Source organism: Nocardioides sp., assembly GCF_030019515.1.
In the GTDB taxonomy this organism is placed as follows: Bacteria; Actinomycetota; Actinomycetes; order Propionibacteriales; family Nocardioidaceae; genus Nocardioides.
Window position 1 is genome coordinate 218685 of sequence record NZ_JASEEQ010000006.1, and the last position, 16734, is coordinate 235418.

Sequence of the window (16734 nt, forward strand, 5' to 3'; positions counted from 1 at the left end):
AGTGGCGGACTCTGGAGTTGGCTCACCAGAGGCCTCCGCCCCGGCGGGCGTGCGTGGCGGCGAGCTGGGCCAGCGCGAGGGCGGCGACGAACAGGCCGAAGTCACGCAGCGCGATGTCGTAGTAGTCCTGCATGGACACCAGGTCGACGATGATGCCGGCCAGCCACAGCGCCACGACGTAGCCGCCGAGGCGTGGGGCGAGGGCCACCAGCACGCCGGCGACGATCTCGATGACGCCGACCATCAGCATCGCGTCGTGCGCCGAGCCGGGCACGATGTCGTTGATCCAGGGGGCGAGATAGTCGTCCCAGTCGGTCAGCCAGCCGAGGAACTTGTCGAGGCCGAACGCGATGGGGGCGATCGTGAAGACGGTGCGCAGCAGCAGGTAGGCGCGGTGTGCGCCGGGGTCGAGGGCGGTCGTGGTCACGTCGGTCGTGCGCGTGCCGGTGTCGTGGGGGTGGGTCATCGCCATGCTCCGTTCTAAAGGACTGTATTTACGACGTTAGAGAGGGTATGTTCTTTTGTCAATGGATTGATCCTGTAGAGATAGGATCAACCGCAGCGAGCGAGGAGAAGGCCGGTGAGTGAGGACTTCGTGACCGCGGTGAGCGGGGTCGGGGCACTGATGGAGCCGGCCCGGCGCGCCCTCTACCTGTACGCCGCCGCGCAGGCCGAGCCGGTCAGCCGGGAGCAGGCCGCGGCGGCCTGCGAGCTGCCGCTGCACTCGGCCAAGTTCCACCTCGACCGGCTCGTCGACGAGGGGCTCCTCGAGGTCGAGTACCGACGGCTCTCGGGTCGGTCCGGGCCGGGCGCAGGCCGTCCCGCGAAGCTGTACCGGCGCGCGGACCGCGAGGTGTCGGTCTCACTGCCGGAGCGGCACTACGACCTGGCCGGTGACGTCCTGGCCACCGCGATCGACGAGGCGGCCCGGGGCGGTATCTCGGTCCGGGACACGGTGATGGCCGTGGCCGAGGCGCGCGGCCAGGTGATGGCCGCCGCCAGCGCGGTGAACGGCGCCGACGACCTCGAGCGCACGGCCGCGGTGCTCGCCGAGCACGGGTACGAGCCGCACCAGGACGGCGACACGCTGTCCCTGTCCAACTGCCCGTTCGACCGGCTCGCCCGCGACCACGTCCAGCTGGTCTGCGGCATGAACCTCGGGCTGGTCAACGGCGTCATCGAGGGCCTGGGCTGCCAGTCCCTCGACGCCGTGCTCGACCCCGAGGAGGGGCTGTGCTGCGTGAAGGTGCGCAGCCGCCGGTCCTAGGGGTCCTGCTCCGGAATCGGACTCAGTCGTCCGCGACGCCGCGGGCGTGCAGCGCGTCGCCGGTCTCGTGGGCACGCGCGACCACCCGGATCACGAACGGCGTGAGGTAGGCGCGCGGGTGGCGCCCCAGCCCGCGGGCGCGGGCCGCGTCCCGGGTCTCGAGCGCCAGCGCCACCGTCCCGGGCAGGGCCTGGATCGCCAGGCCGATGGTGAGCGCCACCCGGTCCGGGTCGACGCCGACCCGGCGCAGCGGCGAGATCCAGCGGACCAGGGCGTCGAGGATCGCGTTGACCGGCGTCGTGGCCGAGACCGCGATGGCCGCCAGGGCCAGGGAGATCAGGTCCAGCAGGGTCTCGACGGCCTTCGCCGGCCCGCTGACCCACCACTGGAGGGCGCCCGCGATCACCGCGACCAGAAGCACGGCCCGGGTGGTCCGGGCCAGCATCCGCAGGCCGACCCGGCCGAGCACCGCCAGGGCCAGGGCGAGGGCGAGGAAGGCGACCGCGGCGCGCGCGTCGCGCACCAGCACGATCGTCAGCGACAGCACGGCCAGGCCGCCGAGCTTCGCCCCGACCGGGAGCCGGTGCAGCACGCTGGTGCCGGGCTGGTAGACGCCGACGAGCAGCGGGTTGCTCACGCCGTCACGCTCGCGAGGTAGTGGTCCACCGCGGCGTCGGCGGGCCCGTCGTACCGGACCGCGGCGTCGGCGACCACCAGCACGCGGTCGCACCGGCGGGCCAGCTCGAGGTCGTGGGTCACCAGCACGAGCTGCTGGTCCAGGCCGAAGAGCAGGTCCGCGACCCGGCGCGTGTTGGCCAGGTCGAGCAGCGTCGTCGGCTCGTCGGCGACCAGGACGGCGGGCTCGACCGCGAGCACCCCGGCCAGCGCCAGCAGCTGCTTCTGGCCGCCGGAGAGCGCGTGCACGCTCACGTCCGCGTGCTCGGAGAGCCCGTGGTCGGCGAGCACGGCGAGCGCGCGCTCGTGCCGCGCCCGGGCGTCCTTGACCGTGCGTCGCAGCGACAGCTCGACGTCCTCGACGCAGGTCGGCATCACCAGCTGGGCGGCCGGGTCGGTGAAGCAGAACCCGACCCGGCGCCGGACCTCACGCCCGTGGCGCGCGACGTCGTACCCGTCCACGCGCACCCGGCCGGTCGAGGGGACGACCAGGCCGTTGATCATCCGGGCCAGGGTGGACTTGCCCGAGCCGTTCGCGCCGATGACCCCGATCCGTTGCTCGACGAGCGCCGCGGTCGTCGGCTCCAGGACCACCCGCTCCCCGTCGGGTGCCTCGACCGTCAGGCCGGCGGCGTCGAAGTGGATCGGCACGGGCGTCAGCGGCGCCGCAGGAGCTGGGGGAACGCGCGGTGCACCTCGGCGGCGACCAGGGCCACGACCAGGATCTTGATGACGTCCCCGAGCCAGAACGGCGCGTCGTAGGTGAAGGCGGTGGGCCAGGAGATGTCGAAGAAGAGCTTCATGCCGACGACCCCGGCGAGGTGGTTGAGCACCATGCCGGGGACCGCGCACGCGAACACCGCGAGAGCGCTGGTGCGGTGGCTGCCGGCGACGTACTTCACCAGGAGCCCGGTGAGCAGCGCGGCCACCGGGAAGGACCACAGGTAGCCCGCACTCGCACTGCTGAACGTGCCGAGCCCCGAGCTGTGCTCGGAGAAGACCGGCAGCCCGGCGGCGCCCAGGGCGAGGTAGAGCGCGACCGCGAGGAAGCCGCGCCACGGGCCGAGCAGGGCCCCGGCGAGCATCACGCCGAAGGTCTGGAGGGTGATCGCCACCTGGCCGCCCCCGACCGGGATGCCGCCGATGTAGGCGCACGCGGAGATCAGCGCGGCGAAGGCCGCGATCAGGGCGATGTCGGTGGTGGTGGTGCGGTGCCGCCGGGCCGGAGCGTCGGCGGCGGTGCTGTCCTGGGTGCTGTCGGCGGTCTCGGCCATGGTCATGCTCGGAATCCTTCGGTCACGCACCTGAACGGTGGTCAGGTGAACGGTGTTCAGGTTAAGGTTCGTGACGGGGGCGGTCAACGGGCGTTCGGTCTCCAGGAGACCAGGAGAGGTGTGACATGCGCTACCACCGGGCCGATGTCGTCGACCGGGCGGTCGGGGTCCTGGACGCGTACGGGCTGGCGGACCTGACCATGCGGCGGCTCGGGGCGGAGCTCGGCGTGCAGCCGAGCGCGCTCTACCACCACTTCGCCAACAAGCAGACCCTCCTGGCCGCAGTCGCGGACGAGGTCCTGGCGCGCGGCCCGCACGGTCCCCGGTCGGGCCCGTGGGACGACCGGGTCGCCGCCGTCTGCGGCGAGCTGCGCGACGCGATGCTCGCCTACCGCGACGGCGCCGAGCTCGTGGCCACGGCGTACTCCTTCGGGCTGGGCGCGACCGCGCCGTACGACGAGCTGGTCGCCGCGCTCCGCGAGGGCCGGCTCGACCCGGCGCTGGTGCCGACGGCCGCGCGCACGCTGCTGCACTTCGTGTTCGGCCACGTGACCGACGAGCAGACCCACCTGCAGGCGGGCTCCGCCGGCGCCATCGACGACCAGCCCCGCGAGACCTCCGACTTCGCGCTCGGGCTCGGGCTCGTGCTCGACGGGATCAGGCTGCGCCAGCGCGTGGGCTGAGCTGGGGGCTGAGCGGCCGGCTGCGGCGCGCCGGTCAGGGGCGGCGGGTCGCCCGGACGACGACGTCGTGGAGCGGGACACCGCCCCCGTGTGTGGACCGGTCGCGGTGCGACTCCTCGGCGGTCGCGACCTCCCACGCCGCCGGGTCGAGTCGACCGGCGATGTCGGCAGCGCGCACCGAGGCCGACGCGGGTGGCTCGGCGGCGTCGGCCCCGTGTCGGTGACCGTGGTCGTTCTCGTGGTGGTGGTCGTCGTCGTGGAGGTGCCCGACGATCAACAGGGTCCCGCCCGGGGCCACCCACGCGGCGATGCGGTCGTAGAAGTCGAGCTGCGGCATCGCGGGGTGCGCGTAGTGCGTGGTCACCAGGTCGTAGGCCGCCCCCGGCGCCCAGCTCGACAGGTCCGCTTCGACCCACTGCACCCGGTCGGCGACGCCGGCCGTGGCGGCGCGCTCGGCGGCGCGGGCCAGCGCCTCGGCCGCGATGTCCGCTCCGGTGACCTGCCAGCCCCGCGACGCGAGCCAGATCGCCTCCGCTCCCGCGCCGCAGCCGGCGTCGAGGGCCGTGCCGGGCGTCAGGTCGGTGACCTCCCGGATCAGGTGCGGGTTGGGCGGGCCGGCGGCCATCGCGGCGGGTGCGCCGGCTCGATCGCCCTGCCAGTGCTCGTCCCAGTAGGACTTGTCGAACGAGTGGTCCATCGGCCTGCCTCCTCGGTTCTATGGCTCGCGCGCCTCGTCGTGCACTCGGACAGGTCGACGTCGGTGAACGTGACGTCGATGTAGGACGCTGCGCCGAGGTCCTGGGCGTACCGGTCCAGGCCGCGGAGGTCGTCGCTCACACCTCGACCGTCCCGCCGCTGCGCCAGTAGACGGCCTCCTCGCGGGTGAGGAAGTCGTTCTCGACCAGGTAGCGGCGCAACGCGGCGTAGATGGTGTGCAGCCGGCCGTCGTCGGTCAGGAAGGCGCGCAGCACCCGCTGGTCGCTCACGACCTCTCCCGCGGGGTCAGCGCGAGCAGCCCGCGGGGCTTGACCGCGGTCGACAGGCCGCCCTTGACCGCGCGCCGCTCGAAGTGGAGGTGGCAGCCGTCGGGGGCGCCGCGGTCGTTGGCGCGGGCGAACATGGTGCCCCTCTTCACCAGGTCGCCGGGTCGCGCGTAGACCTTGCGGGTGTGGCCGATGACCAGGTCGAAGCCGCGCTTGCGGTTGCGCAGCAGCACCGGGTTGTCGCCGTACGCCGGCCCCAGCGAGTCGGGTGGCACCACCCGGAGCCGGAACCGGGCGTAGAGCGGCGTCCCGCACGGCATCGCGACGTCGATGCCGTGGTGGAAGCCGCGGTCGTCGCGGCAGCGCGGGTCGGGGGAGTAGTAGGGGGCCCGGGTGCAGCCGAACGGGATCATGATCCGGTGGGCGCCCTGGAACCACGGGGAGGTGTAGTAGGTCTTGTCCTTGGTGTAGAAGACCCAGCGCGAGTCGCGGGCGTCGGCGACCGTGGTCAGCGTCGCGACCAGGGCCAGGGCGAGCAGTGCCGCGACCGGAGGGGCGGCGGCGAGGCGTCCGAGGCGCATGGGCTCACGCTAACGGCTCGCTGCCAGGGGCCAGGAGCGCAGCACGCCCGTCGCGTGCGGCTCGTACCACGCCAGGTCGAGCCGGGTCGCCCGGCACCGGGCGGGCAGCACCCCCTCGAGCAGCGCGAGCGTGGAGGCCTCGGTGACCTCGGCGGAGAGCAGGTCGAGGGTGAGGTGCGGGGCGACGTCGTCGTACCGGCCTCCGTAGGGCGGGTGCTCGGGGAACTCGGCAGCCAGCCGTGTGGTCAGCGTGCGGAACGGATCCTCGGGCTCGGGGACGAGGTGGATGATGCCGTCGGGGAAGCGGCCGATCCGCTCGAGAGCGAAGTCGAAGGCCGGCGTCTCGGCCGCGACCGCCGCGACCCGCCGCTCGACGTCGGCGCTCAGCTCGTCGACGAACGGCCCGAGCACGGTCACGTGGGCGTGCCGGTGGGCCGGGTCCGCGGAGAGGTAGGACGGGTCGTAGTGGTGGGTCCGCGCGCGGACGAAGTCCTCCAACTGGGGGACCGGGACCTGCAGCACCGAGTGGCCGGGGTGCATCGCCCCTCAGCCGAGCCGGTCGAGGAAGGCGCGGGTCCGCTCGAGCAGCAGCGCCGCCGCGTCCGCGTCGTACGACGGCAGGGAGCGGTCGGCGAACAGGTGCCGGTCACCGGGGTAGACGAACAGCTCGCCGACGCCCTCGCCCGCGCCCCGGTTGGCGGTCGCGGCCAGCTCGCGAGCTGCGTCGAGGTCGCCCTCGAGCGCGAAGAACTCGTCGGCGTCCATGCCGTGCACCTGGACCGGCAGCCCGTCCGGCCACGGCCCGAACGCCCACTCGCCCGTGATCGGGTAGCACGCCTCGTAGAGGAGCGCCCCGCGCGCCCCCGGCCGGGTCTGCGCCAGCCGCTGGGCCGCGCCGACCCCGAAGGAGAACCCGGCGTACACGAGACTCGCCGGGAGGTCCGCGACCGCTCGGTCCGCACGCTCGTCGAGGACGTCGCCGCCGATGTCGCCCCGCAGCGCCATGCCGTCCTCGATCGACGTCGTGACCTGGCCCTCGAAGAGGTCGGGTGTGTGCACGGTGTGCCCGCCGGCGCGGAGGTCGTCGGCGAAGGCCCGCACCCCGTCGGTCAGACCCTGGACGTGGTGGAACAGCACGATCTCTGCCATGCCGACACCGTAGGGCGAGCTACGGACAACGGCCGCGCGAGCCGGGCTCAGGCCTCGCAGGCGGTGCCGTCCTTGTCGCGGTCGAGGCGGGAGCTGTTGGTGGCGTAGACGGCTCGCGCCTGCTTCCCGTACGCCGGCCGGCCGTACCCGTCGCGGACCTGCTTCGCGGCAGCGCTCGCACTCTTGGCCACGCCGTGCCGGTAGTCCTGGTGCAGCGCGTCGCAGTTCGGGTAGTACTTGCCCACGGCATCCGCTGGGCCGGCAATCCCGACGACGAGGGGAGCCGCCACCAGTGCGGTGGCGACGAGCGCGACCTGAACCCGCTTGAGCATGACCGACTCCCCGGATCTCGAATGACGTCTGCCAGGTCAGGGTAGGGGCGGGCGGCCGGTCCGGGAGGCGAATCGGTCGAACCGTCCGTGGTAGGCAGAGTGCGGTTCCTGGCATCAACCTGGTTCATCCCAGCCACCGCACTTCTTGCTCGGACTCGAGCCCACATCCCCGGCTTGGTCGGCCGACCCGGTTCAGCTGGCGGCGGCCCCGCGGCGGATCTCGGCGAGCCGGTCGCGCAGCTCGGGGTCGCCCATCACCAGCCAGACCAGGCCGCAGTCCTCGGGTCCGTGCGCCCCGGGGTGGCACAGGGTGCACGGGTCGCCGGGTCGGATCGGGCACTTCGGTACGGGCGCTCCCACGCCTTCGACGCTAGGTCGGGGCCAGGGGAGGACCCAGGGTCGAAGGTCACCGTGGGGGGCCCTTTGGCCCTGGCCGGTCGGCCCGGCGGCGACCAGCATCGGACTCGTGGTCACCATGAAGGAAGCCGCAACCGAGTTCCTGGCCCACCACCGGATCGCCGTCACAGGGGTGTCCCACGCCCCGAAGGGCCACGGCGCGAACATGGTCTACCAACGGTTGCGTGAGCGCGGGTACGACGTCGTCGCGATCAACCCGAACGCCGACCGCGTCGAGGGCGACGTCTGCTACCCGGACCTGAGGTCCGTGCCCGGCGGGGTCGAGGCGGTCGTGATCGGCACCCGTCCGTCGACGGCCGAGGAGACGATGCACGAGTGCGTCGACCTGGGCATCAAGCAGGTGTGGATGCACCGAGGTCCGGGCGCGGGCAGCGTGTCCGACGCGGCCACGACGTACGGGCGCGAGCACGGGGTCACCGTGATCCCCGGCGGCTGCCCGTGCATGTTCGGCCCGACCGCCGACGGCGGGCACAAGGCGATGCGCTGGATGTTCAGCCTCACCGGGAACGTGCCGAGGAAGGTCTGAGGGGATCAGCTGGTCTCGAGCAGTCGCTCGCACGCCGCGATCAACCGAGCGCGTAGCGGCGCGGCCCGCTCGGCGAACCCGCGCTGCGCCTCGACGTACTCCGCCTTGCCTGCTGCCGTCTCGATCCGCACCGGCTCGAAGGCGCCGCCGTCGAGGCCCGTCAGGTCGTACGGCGCGGCCCGCATGTCGAGGATGCGGATGTCCCAGGCGAGCTCGAAGCAGTCGGCCACGAGGTCCGAGCAGATCATCGGGGTGAGCCGGAACGCGTGCTTGTAGAGGTCCATGCCGGCGTGCAGGCAGGCGGGCTGCTCGTACGCCGGACGGTCGGCCGACGTGGGCCGCAGGGTGTTCAGCGGCGCGGCCGCGGGGGTGAAGAACCGGTAGGCGTCGAAGTGGGAGCAGGCGATCCGGTGCGACTCCACGACCGCGTCGGTGCCGCCCGCGCCCAGGCGCAGCGGCCAGTCGGCGTGCCGGGTCTCATCCTCGGAGAGCCGGTAGACCATCGCCCACTCGTGCAGGCCGAAGCAGCCGAAGTTCGCCGGCCGCGCGGCGCTCGCGGACAGCAGGCGCCGCAGCGACTCCAGCAACGGCCGCTGGGAGGCCACGTGCTGCTCGGTCACCGCGGCGGCGTCGGGTCGCGTGCCCGAGGACGCGCCATGGCGCGTGCTTGGGCACACGACCCGGGCGTAGCCCCTGAGATCTGCATGCTCGGGGGCGCCCTCGAGGGCGGCTCCGAAGCCCGGGTGCCACCGGAGCAGCTGTGCCGGCCGGAAGCCGTAGTAGGTGAAGAGGAAGTCGTGGACCGGGTGCTTGGTGCCCCGTCGTCTGCGGCCGAGGTGGGGCTCGACGTAGGGGAGGAGCCGCTCGCGGTGGGCCGTCGCCCTCGCCTCCCACTCCTCGCGCTCCAGCCACTGCACGGCACGAGGCTATGACGCGCGTAGCATCGCGGCGTGGTCGGATCGGTCGTCGTGGCAGTCGCCCGCGACGAGACCCATCGGTTCAGCAAGATCCCGCAGGAGTCGATCACGCTGGTCGCCGGCATGGGCGTGGCCGGGGACGCGCACGCGGGCACGCTCGTGCAGCACCGCTCCCGGGTACGTCGCGACCCGAACCAGCCCAACCTGCGCCAGGTGCACCTGATCCACGAGGAGCTGCTCGACGAGGCGCGGGCCGCGGGCCACGACGTGGGGCCCGGAGGTCTCGGCGAGAACATCCTCACCGGCGGCCTCGACCTGCTCGGCCTGCCGGCCGGGACCCGGCTGCGGATCGGGGAGGCGGTCCTGCGGGTGACCGGCCTGCGCAACCCGTGCCACCAGATCAACGACCTCTCCGCCGGGTTGCTCAAGGTCGTCGTCGCGCGGGCAGACGGGCATGCCTCCACCTCGGACGTCACGCTCGGCGCGACCGGTGGCGCCGAGTCGATCGACGGCGTCGGGATCGTCCGCAAGGCCGGGGTGATGGCCGTCGTGGAGCAGGGTGGCGAGGTCCGCCCGGGCCTGCCGATCGCCGTCGAGCTCCCGGACGGCCCTCACGAGGCCCTCGCCCCGGTGTAGGTCCGTTCGATACCAGTCGCCCGATCCGCTGCCGCGGCCGCGCACAAGGGCTAGGTTGCGGCCGTGCAGCCGAACCTCACCCGCGCCCGCGCCGCCCTCGCGTCCCTGCTCCTGCTCAGCCCGATCGCGGTGGTCGCGTCCTCCGCCGCGGCCACGCCCGCGGCCGCGCCCGCGGTCACGGCGTCGGCGGCGGCGAAGGCTCCGGCGTACGACGTGACGATCCGGATCACCGAGCACGGCATCCCGCACATCCGGTCCAACACCCTGCCCGGCATGGCGTACGGCGCCGGCTGGATCACCACCGCGGAGGCCACGTGCAACCTGATGGACACGCTGCTCACCGCGCGCGGTGAGCGTTCGCTGTACGAGGGCCCCGACGCCACCTACAAGGATAACGTCGGCGGGTCCGCGACGAACCTCGAGTGGGACACGCTGGTCACCGACCTGCACGACCGCCGGGTCGTCGAGCGGCTGCTCGCCGACCCCGTGGCCGGTCCGAGCGGCCGGGCGAAGGCGATGGTGGTCGCCGAGACCGCCGGCATCAACGCCTGGCTGGCCGAGCACGAGATCACCGACCCGGCGTGCGCGGACGACGAGTGGATCAAGCCCGACGTCACCACCACCGACGTCTGGTACGCCTTCTACCTAGCCCAGCTGATCTCCTCGACCACCCGGCTGCTGCCGCAGGTCACCGGCGCGACGCCGCCCACCGCGGCGACCAGGCCGGCGCCCACGCCGACGCGCGCGCAGCTGCGGGAGGCCCTGGAGCAGGACGACCGGTTCGGCTCGAACGCGACCGCCGTCGGTGGCGACGACACCTCGACGCGGCGCGGGATGATCCTCGGCAACCCGCACTTCCCCTGGCTGGGCCGGTACCGCTTCACCCAGATGCACCTGACCGTGCCCGGCAAGCTGAACGTCGCCGGCGGGGCGCTGACCGGCTTCCCGGCGATCAACATCGGGTTCAACAAGGACGTCGCCTGGAGCCACACGGTGTCGACCGGCTACCGGTTCACGCCGTACCAGTACACGACCGCCGGCTCGCCGACGAGCTACCGGACGGCCGGCGGCGGCACCGCCGAGCTCGAGCGGCGCGACGTCGACGTGCAGGTGCGGACCGACGCCGGCGTCGAGACCGTGACCCGCACGCTCTGGCGCACGCCGCAGGGCTACGTCCTCAACGCGCCGAGCCTGTTCATGGGCTGGACCAAGGACAGCTTCTGGGCGTTCCGCGACGCGAACGCCGAGCACCTGCGCACGTTCGACACGTTCTTGTCGATGAACATGGCGAGCTCGGTGCGCAACCTGCTGCGTCGCCAGGACCGCGGCGGTGGCATGCCGTGGGTGAACACGATCGCCGCCGACCGCGCGGGCGACGTCCTGTACGCCGACCACGCGGTGACCCCGAACGTCACCGACGCCCTCGCCGGCAGGTGCATGACCACGGCCGGCCGGCTGATCTTCAGCGTGGCCGGGCTGCCGGGCCTCGACGGCACCCGGGCGAGCACCGGCTGCGCGTGGGGCACCGACCAGGACGCGCAGCGCCCCGGCATCCTCGGCCCCTCGCACCTGCCCGAGGTGGTCCGCCGCGACTGGGTGATGAACGCCAACGACTCCTACTGGACGCCGAACGACGAGGTTCGGCTCACCGGCTACCCGCGGATCATCGGCTGCGAGGACTGCGAGCGCACGATGCGCACGAAGGTCGTGATGGCCTACGTCCGCGACCGGCTGGAGGTCGGCAGGGAGACGCCGCGGACCCTCGCCTCGCACGAGCACGCCAACCGGGTGTACGCCGCCGAGGTGGCCCGGGCCGGCGGCCGGCTCGACCAGGTCTGCACCGCCACGGGCCTGACCGCGGCCTGCCAGGTGCTGCACGACTGGGACGGCCGCTCGGACGCCACCTCGTCGGCCGGGGCCGCGATCTTCCAGGAGTTCGTCTGGCTCGCGGACCAGCGCGACGTCGGCCTCTGGGAGGTGCCGTTCTCGGCCGCCCACCTGCTGACCACGCCACGCACGCTCTCGACCGCGCAGCCGGTCGTCGACGCCATGGCCGCAGCGATCACCCGGGTCACCGACCGCGATCCCGACCTGAGCGGGACGTACGGCGAGCTGCACCGCTCCGGGGACCGGGGCTCCGCGGGCTGGCCGCTCGGTGGCGGCCTCGGCGACCTGTCCGGCGACGCGAACGCGGTCAGCAGCACGCTCGGCGACCCGGTGCTCGACCCGGTGACCCGCGGCTCGTCGTACATCCAGGCGATCGCGTTCCGCGGCCGCACGGGCATCGACGCGCGCACGATCCTGACCTACAGCCAGTACGAGGACCCGGCATCCCCGTGGTCGGACGACCAGACCGAGATGTTCTCGAAGGAGCAGTGGGTGCGGTTCCCGTGGACGGCCGCGCAGATCCGCGACCAGCTCGTCGAGGTCGTGCACCTGGCGCCCTGAGCCCGTGCGTCCGCTCGGTAGGCTCATCGGGTGCGCATCGCAAGGTTCACCACGGGCGAGGACCCGCTGTACGGCGTGATCACGGGCGAGCTCGACGAGTTCGGCCAGCCGGACCCCGACAGCATCGTCGTGGCACTGGCCGGCGACCCCCTCTACGTCGGCGTCAAGCTGCTCGACCAGGAGCACCGGCTCGAGGACGTGCGGCTGCTCGCGCCCGTGCTGCCGCGCAGCAAGGTGGTCGGGATCGGCCGCAACTACGCCGCCCACGCCGCGGAGATGGGCAACGACGTGCCCACCGAGCCGCTGATGTTCCTCAAACCGAACACCAGCGTGATCGGCCCGGGCGACCCGATCTTCTACCCGCCGCAGACGCAGAACCTGCACTACGAGGGCGAGCTCGCGGTCGTGATCGGCCGGATCTGCCGCGACGTCCCCGCCGAGCAGGCCACCGACGTCATCCACGGCTACACGATCGGCAACGACGTGACCGCGCGGGACCTGCAGCGCAGCGACGTGCAGTTCACGCGGGCCAAGGGCTTCGACTCGTTCTGCCCGCTCGGCCCGTGGATCGAGACCGACCTCGACCCGCACGACTTCGCCGAGGGCCGCCAGGTCCAGACGCACCTGAACGGCGACCTGGTGCAGGACGGGTCCACGAAGGACCTGATCTTCGACATCCCGACGCTGATCGCGTACGTGTCCAGCGTGATGACGCTGCTCCCCGGCGACGTCATCCTCACCGGCACCCCCGAGGGCGTCGGTCCCATGAACGTCGGCGACGAGGTCGAGGTCTCGATCGCCGGGCTCGGCACTCTCACGAATCCCGTCAAGGCAAGGTGACCCCGCGATGAGCACCCCCCACGTCTCCGGGCCGGTCCGCGTCCGCATGGCCCCCAGCCCGACCGGAAGCCCGCACGTCGGCCTGGTCCGCACCGCGCTCTTCAACTGGGCGTTCGCGCGGCACGCCCAGCTGCACGGCGGGGGCGGGACGTTCGTGTTCCGCATCGAGGACACCGACCGGGAGCGCAGCACCCAGGAGTCCTACGACGCGATCATCGACCTGATGCGGTGGCTCGGCCTGGACTGGGACGAGGGCCCGGAGGTCGGCGGCCCGCACGCGCCGTACTTCCAGAGCGAGCGCGGCGAGATCTACCGCGACGCGCTGGCTCGGCTCGCGGAGTCGTCGTACACCTATGACTGCTTCTGCACGAACGAGGAGGTGGACGCGCGGCGCAAGGCGTCCGGCTCGAAGGTGATGGGGTACGACGGCTTCTGCCGCGACCTGTCCGCCGAGCAGCGCGCCGCGTTCGAGGCCGAGGGCCGCCGGCCGGTCGTCCGGTTCCGGATGCCCGACGGGTCGATCACCTGGCACGACCTGGTGCGCGGCGACGTCACGTTCGAGACGCGGTTCGTGCCCGACTACGCGCTGTGCCGCGCGAACGGAGACCCGCTCTACACGCTGGTCAACCCGGTCGACGACGCGTACATGGAGATCACCCACGTGCTGCGCGGCGAGGACCTGCTCTCCAGCACGCCCCGGCAGATCGCGCTCTACGACGCCCTCAAGGAGCTCGGCATCGCCAAGGCGACGCCGGAGTTCGGCCACCTGCCCTACGTCATGGGCGAGGGCAACAAGAAGCTGTCCAAGCGCGACCCCGAGGCGCACGCGCTGGCCTACCGCGAGAAGGGCTTCCTGCCCGAGGGGCTGCTCAACTACCTGGCCCTGCTGGGCTGGGCGATCGCCGCGGACCGCGACGTCTTCTCGATGGAGGAGATGGTCGAGGCCTTCGACATCGCGGACGTGAACCCCAACCCCGCGCGCTTCGACCTCAAGAAGGCCGAGGCGATCAACGCCGCGCACATGCGGCTGCTCACCCTCGACGACGTGACCGAGCGGGTGCTGCCGTTCCTCAAGGACGCCGGCGTGCTGTCCGACCCCGTCGACGCCGCGGACACCCAGCTGCTCGAGCGGGCCATGCCGCTGGTGGCCGAGCGGATCAACAAGCTCACCGAGTCCGTGGACATGCTCGGGTTCCTGTTCGCCGACGAGGACACCTTCACGCGCGACGAGGCCGACGTGGAGAAGCTGCTCAACGACGACGGCCGGGCCGTCGTACGCCGCTCGCTCGACGCCCTCGAGCGGGTCGCTGAGTGGTCCGCGGGCGCCGTCCAGGACGCGCTCCAGGCCGAGCTCGTCGAGGGGATGGGCCTCAAGCCGCGCAACGCGTTCGGCCCGGTCCGCGTGGCCGTGACCGGACGCCGGGTGTCGCCGCCGCTGTTCGAGTCGATGGAGCTGCTCGGCCGGGACCGGTCGCTGGCCCGGCTGCAGAGCGCCCTTGCCTGAGCACGCGGGACGGCCGGCGGCCGGCCCGACCCCGCTGGCGTACCACCTCGTCCACCGCGGCGGCCGGCGCGGCACGTGGCGCCCGATCGTCGGCGTCCTGAGCCTGGGGCTCGCGTTCCTCGTGGTGATCCCGGTGATCGTGCAGCTGCCGTTCGCGCTCGGCCTGGCGCTCGCCGGCCGCGACGTCGTCGACGGCGTGGACCGGCTGCTCGACCTCGACGACCCGACGCCGTTGGGGCTCGCCTACCTCAACGTGGTGCTCGCCTGCGCGATCCCGGTGGCCTGGCTGCTGACCCGGGTGCTGCACGGCCTGCGCCCGGGCTGGCTGGCCTCGGTGCGGCCGCGGCTGCGCTGGGGCTGGTTCGTCGCGTGCTTCGGCCTGTCCGTCCTCGCGATGGTGGCGACGCTGGTCGTGTCCGCGGTGCTGCCCGCGCAGGGGGAGGGCACGGAGATCAGCGGGCGGCTCAACGACTTCACCTCGACGACCCGGGACTTCCTGGTCGTCGTGGTGCTGCTCACCCCGCTCCAGGCGGCGGGGGAGGAGTACGCGTTCCGCGGCTACCTCACCCAGGCGTTCGGCGGGCTGTTCGGCCGTGCGTGGGCCGCCGTACTCTTCCCGGCGCTGCTGTTCGCGCTCGCGCACGGCGCCCAGAGTGCGCCCGTCTTCCTCGACCGGTTCGCGTTCGGCCTGGTCGCCGGGGTGCTCGTCGTGCTCACCGGCGGGCTGGAGGCCGGCATCGCGATGCACGTCCTCAACAACTGGCTCGCGTTCGGCCTGGCGCTGGCATTCGGCGACATGGCGTCCACGCTGAACCCCACCGGCGACAGCTGGTGGTCAATCCCGGTGACCCTCACCCAGTCGCTGGTCTACCTGGCCCTGGTGCTGCTCCTCGCGCGCCGGCTCGGACTGCGCCGGACCACCGAATCCCCTGCGGGGCCAGGCGAATTGGTCGCTCCGAGAGGTCGCGTGTAATGTTCTCCACCGTGCCCGACCGCCTCGGCGGGAGGGCATAACACCGGGCTCTATTGTGTAGTAGAGCAGTGGGATATGGTGTAATTGGCAGCACGACTGGTTCTGGTCCAGTTAGTCTAGGTTCGAGTCCTAGTATCCCAGCGAGGTCGCGGTCCGAAGGTTCGCCAGAGGGCCGCGATTTTGTGCGAACATCCCGCTCCGATAAGGTTCTCGGGTTGCTCGCAGAGCACCAGCCCCCGTTGTGTAGCGGCCTAGCACGCCGCCCTCTCAAGGCGGTAGCGCCGGTTCGAATCCGGTCGGGGGTACCACACAGCAAGCCCCGGCCCCAGCGGCTGGGGCTTTGCGTTGTCGAGCCGCCTCGCGAGCGGCGTCCATCGCGGTGGCGACCTCGTCGAGCCGGTCCTCGAAGAGGTGGCCGAAGGTGTCGAGCGTCCTGGCCGGCGCGAACACGTGCCCGAAGACCGGCCGGTTCAGCGGGGAGGACCGCCTCCGAGGTGGGGACGGTTCCCCCGGGAACCGGATGACTGAGTCAGTCGAGGCTGCCGGCTTCGAGGACGGCACCGGTCAACGCGTCCCGGACCACGTACAGGTCCATCGTGGCCATCTGGACATCCGGAGAGTCCGTGGTGACCGGCTGCCCGTCCGGTCCGATCCCGCTCACCGGCGACCCGCCGACGGGGACCTCCGCGTGCGAGAATGTCGCCAGCCACACCAGCCGGTCGTTGATCCGCGGCTCCAGCTGGCCGCCGGATTGCGGCCCCGGGTCCGCGACCGGGTTCCCGTCCGCGTCGACCACCCGGCCGTACTGGAGATCGGTGATGCGCGCCAGGGACACCTGCTCCGGCACTGCAGCGTCCGCGCCGGCGCCATCGGCCGTACCGGAGAACAACGCGGCGGGGTCGGTCGTCGCCGAGCCTGGCTCACCGGCACTGTCGACCCGGATGCCTTGGCGAAGCAGGGCCTCTTGTACCTCCGCGCTCACGCCGTAGCCGACGGGCACCCCGCCCTGCGTGGACGAGGCGGCGGTCTCGACCTTCCCGCTGGCGGCGACAGCGCTCGTGCCGGTGGCACTGCTGTCGTTGGCGGCAGCGCCCGAACCGTGCACGGCGGTGACCCCGATCGTGCCGACGAGACCCGTCAGTGCGGTGGCTGCCACCGTTGCGACGATGACCTTCATCCGATTCTCCTTGTACGAGTGCCGAGTCACGCGGGGTCGGTCCAGATCTGGAACCCTCGCCCGCCGCCGGACGGGTTTGTCGCCTGACGCTGGTAGCGCGAGTACGCGGCCGGGTCCTCATAGATGTCCACGCCGGAGAAGAAGTTGATGCCGCCAGAGGAGTTGTACCACTGGAGGTAGTCGAAGTCCGTGCGGTCCGCGTTGGTGCCCCTGATATCGTCACCCCGGTCGAACGTCTCCCCGAAGCACTGACCAAACCACCGCTGGTCCGACTTGCCGGTACGTCATATAGAGAGCCGGGGCCGCGACCTTGGACCTCGGGCAACGGCTCGAATCCGGTCGGGGGGCACCC

Annotated in this window: 21 protein-coding genes and 2 tRNA genes; 10 read left to right on the plus strand and 13 right to left on the minus strand. The window is 72.3% G+C overall.

Annotated features, from left to right (window positions below):
* Positions 1–22: 22 nt before the first annotated feature.
* Positions 23–466, minus strand: a complete 444-nt coding sequence (locus QMC84_RS10910) for a hypothetical protein (protein ID WP_300374749.1) — start codon at positions 464–466, stop codon at positions 23–25.
* 114 nt (positions 467–580) lie between these two features.
* Here QMC84_RS10910 and QMC84_RS10915 point away from each other — a divergent pair, with 114 nt between their 5' ends.
* Positions 581–1267, plus strand: coding sequence for a helix-turn-helix domain-containing protein (locus QMC84_RS10915; RefSeq protein ID WP_300374751.1), 687 nt, complete (start codon positions 581–583; stop codon positions 1265–1267).
* Positions 1268–1289: 22 nt separating this feature from the next.
* Here QMC84_RS10915 and QMC84_RS10920 read toward each other — a convergent pair whose 3' ends face one another.
* Genes QMC84_RS10920 through QMC84_RS10930 form a run of 3 tightly spaced genes read right to left on the minus strand, consistent with a single transcriptional unit; the run spans position 1290 to position 3222 of the window.
* Entirely contained in the window at positions 1290–1904 is a 615-nt protein-coding gene (locus QMC84_RS10920) for an energy-coupling factor transporter transmembrane protein EcfT (RefSeq protein ID WP_300374753.1), read from the minus strand.
* Positions 1901–2593: an ABC transporter ATP-binding protein gene (locus QMC84_RS10925; protein WP_300374755.1), complete on the minus strand. Its 693-nt coding sequence runs from the start codon at positions 2591–2593 to the stop codon at positions 1901–1903. Before QMC84_RS10925 ends, QMC84_RS10920 begins: the two co-directional genes overlap by 4 nt.
* 5 nt (positions 2594–2598) lie before the next feature.
* Complete coding sequence (locus QMC84_RS10930; protein WP_300374757.1) at positions 2599–3222, minus strand: biotin transporter BioY; 624 nt, start codon at positions 3220–3222, stop codon at positions 2599–2601.
* Between the two features lie 119 nt (positions 3223–3341).
* On the opposite strand from QMC84_RS10930, the gene QMC84_RS10935 reads away from it, so the two are divergent.
* Positions 3342–3899: a TetR/AcrR family transcriptional regulator C-terminal domain-containing protein gene (locus QMC84_RS10935; protein WP_300374759.1), complete on the plus strand. Its 558-nt coding sequence runs from the start codon at positions 3342–3344 to the stop codon at positions 3897–3899.
* A 34-nt stretch (positions 3900–3933) separates the two neighbouring features.
* Here the strand turns inward: QMC84_RS10935 and QMC84_RS10940 are convergent, their stop codons facing one another.
* The 7 genes from QMC84_RS10940 to QMC84_RS10970 all read right to left on the minus strand — a co-directional run bounded on the left by QMC84_RS10940 (position 3934) and on the right by QMC84_RS10970 (position 7304).
* Entirely contained in the window at positions 3934–4596 is a 663-nt protein-coding gene (locus QMC84_RS10940; RefSeq protein WP_300374761.1) for a class I SAM-dependent methyltransferase, read from the minus strand.
* 136 nt (positions 4597–4732) lie between these two features.
* A complete protein-coding gene (locus tag QMC84_RS10945; protein WP_300374763.1) occupies positions 4733–4885 on the minus strand; it encodes a DUF2087 domain-containing protein in 153 nt (50 codons plus the stop codon).
* Positions 4882–5463 (minus strand): peptidoglycan DD-metalloendopeptidase family protein, encoded by a 582-nt coding sequence (locus tag QMC84_RS10950; RefSeq protein WP_300374765.1) that lies wholly within the window; start codon positions 5461–5463, stop codon positions 4882–4884. Before QMC84_RS10950 ends, QMC84_RS10945 begins: the two co-directional genes overlap by 4 nt.
* A gap of 9 nt (positions 5464–5472) precedes the next feature.
* Positions 5473–6003, minus strand: coding sequence for a 2'-5' RNA ligase family protein (locus QMC84_RS10955; RefSeq protein WP_300374767.1), 531 nt, complete (start codon positions 6001–6003; stop codon positions 5473–5475).
* 6 nt (positions 6004–6009) lie between these two features.
* On the minus strand, positions 6010–6612 hold the full coding sequence (locus QMC84_RS10960; RefSeq protein ID WP_300374769.1) for a dienelactone hydrolase family protein: 603 nt from the start codon (positions 6610–6612) through the stop codon (positions 6010–6012).
* A 47-nt stretch (positions 6613–6659) separates the two neighbouring features.
* The gene (locus QMC84_RS10965) at positions 6660–6944 is read right to left on the minus strand and encodes an excalibur calcium-binding domain-containing protein (protein ID WP_300374771.1); all 285 of its coding nucleotides are present in this window, start codon (positions 6942–6944) and stop codon (positions 6660–6662) included.
* Between the two features lie 192 nt (positions 6945–7136).
* On the minus strand, positions 7137–7304 hold the full coding sequence (locus QMC84_RS10970; protein WP_300374773.1) for a DUF6767 domain-containing protein: 168 nt from the start codon (positions 7302–7304) through the stop codon (positions 7137–7139).
* A 115-nt stretch (positions 7305–7419) separates the two neighbouring features.
* Here QMC84_RS10970 and QMC84_RS10975 point away from each other — a divergent pair, with 115 nt between their 5' ends.
* Positions 7420–7887, plus strand: coding sequence for a CoA-binding protein (locus QMC84_RS10975; protein WP_300374878.1), 468 nt, complete (start codon positions 7420–7422; stop codon positions 7885–7887).
* Between the two features lie 5 nt (positions 7888–7892).
* Here QMC84_RS10975 and QMC84_RS10980 read toward each other — a convergent pair whose 3' ends face one another.
* Positions 7893–8804, minus strand: coding sequence for a 3-methyladenine DNA glycosylase (locus tag QMC84_RS10980; protein ID WP_300374776.1), 912 nt, complete (start codon positions 8802–8804; stop codon positions 7893–7895).
* A 33-nt stretch (positions 8805–8837) separates the two neighbouring features.
* Here QMC84_RS10980 and QMC84_RS10985 point away from each other — a divergent pair, with 33 nt between their 5' ends.
* From QMC84_RS10985 to QMC84_RS11015, 7 genes are all read left to right on the plus strand, one after another.
* Positions 8838–9440: an MOSC domain-containing protein gene (locus QMC84_RS10985; RefSeq protein ID WP_300374778.1), complete on the plus strand. Its 603-nt coding sequence runs from the start codon at positions 8838–8840 to the stop codon at positions 9438–9440.
* 63 nt (positions 9441–9503) lie between these two features.
* Entirely contained in the window at positions 9504–11888 is a 2385-nt protein-coding gene (locus QMC84_RS10990) for a penicillin acylase family protein (RefSeq protein ID WP_300374780.1), read from the plus strand.
* Positions 11889–11918: 30 nt separating this feature from the next.
* On the plus strand, positions 11919–12728 hold the full coding sequence (locus QMC84_RS10995; protein WP_300374782.1) for a fumarylacetoacetate hydrolase family protein: 810 nt from the start codon (positions 11919–11921) through the stop codon (positions 12726–12728).
* A 7-nt stretch (positions 12729–12735) separates the two neighbouring features.
* Complete coding sequence (gltX, locus tag QMC84_RS11000) at positions 12736–14232, plus strand: glutamate--tRNA ligase (protein WP_300374784.1); 1497 nt, start codon at positions 12736–12738, stop codon at positions 14230–14232.
* Positions 14225–15205, plus strand: a complete 981-nt coding sequence (locus QMC84_RS11005) for a type II CAAX endopeptidase family protein (RefSeq protein WP_300374786.1) — start codon at positions 14225–14227, stop codon at positions 15203–15205. Before gltX ends, QMC84_RS11005 begins: the two co-directional genes overlap by 8 nt.
* A gap of 69 nt (positions 15206–15274) precedes the next feature.
* Positions 15275–15346: transfer RNA gene (locus QMC84_RS11010), tRNA-Gln, on the plus strand.
* 91 nt (positions 15347–15437) lie between these two features.
* Positions 15438–15513, plus strand: a tRNA-Glu gene (locus QMC84_RS11015).
* 221 nt (positions 15514–15734) lie between these two features.
* Here the strand turns inward: QMC84_RS11015 and QMC84_RS11020 are convergent.
* A complete protein-coding gene (locus tag QMC84_RS11020) occupies positions 15735–16382 on the minus strand; it encodes a hypothetical protein (RefSeq protein WP_300374788.1) in 648 nt (215 codons plus the stop codon).
* Between the last annotated feature and the right edge of the window lie 352 nt (positions 16383–16734).

Bases quoted from the DNA above. Each gene is read 5' to 3' on its own strand.
- QMC84_RS10910 (WP_300374749.1), bottom strand. From the start codon at position 466: ATGACCCACCCCCACGACACCGGCACGCGCACGACCGACGTGACCACG.
- QMC84_RS10930 (WP_300374757.1), bottom strand. From the start codon at position 3,222: ATGACCATGGCCGAGACCGCCGACAGCACCCAGGACAGCACCGCCGCC.
- QMC84_RS10935 (WP_300374759.1), top strand. From the start codon at position 3,342: ATGCGCTACCACCGGGCCGATGTCGTCGACCGGGCGGTCGGGGTCCTG.
- QMC84_RS10940 (WP_300374761.1), bottom strand. From the start codon at position 4,596: ATGGACCACTCGTTCGACAAGTCCTACTGGGACGAGCACTGGCAGGGC.
- QMC84_RS10950 (WP_300374765.1), bottom strand. From the start codon at position 5,463: ATGCGCCTCGGACGCCTCGCCGCCGCCCCTCCGGTCGCGGCACTGCTC.
- QMC84_RS10955 (WP_300374767.1), bottom strand. From the start codon at position 6,003: ATGCACCCCGGCCACTCGGTGCTGCAGGTCCCGGTCCCCCAGTTGGAG.
- QMC84_RS10960 (WP_300374769.1), bottom strand. From the start codon at position 6,612: ATGGCAGAGATCGTGCTGTTCCACCACGTCCAGGGTCTGACCGACGGG.
- QMC84_RS10965 (WP_300374771.1), bottom strand. From the start codon at position 6,944: ATGCTCAAGCGGGTTCAGGTCGCGCTCGTCGCCACCGCACTGGTGGCG.
- QMC84_RS10975 (WP_300374878.1), top strand. From the start codon at position 7,420: ATGAAGGAAGCCGCAACCGAGTTCCTGGCCCACCACCGGATCGCCGTC.
- gltX (WP_300374784.1), top strand. From the start codon at position 12,736: ATGAGCACCCCCCACGTCTCCGGGCCGGTCCGCGTCCGCATGGCCCCC.
- QMC84_RS11020 (WP_300374788.1), bottom strand. From the start codon at position 16,382: ATGAAGGTCATCGTCGCAACGGTGGCAGCCACCGCACTGACGGGTCTC.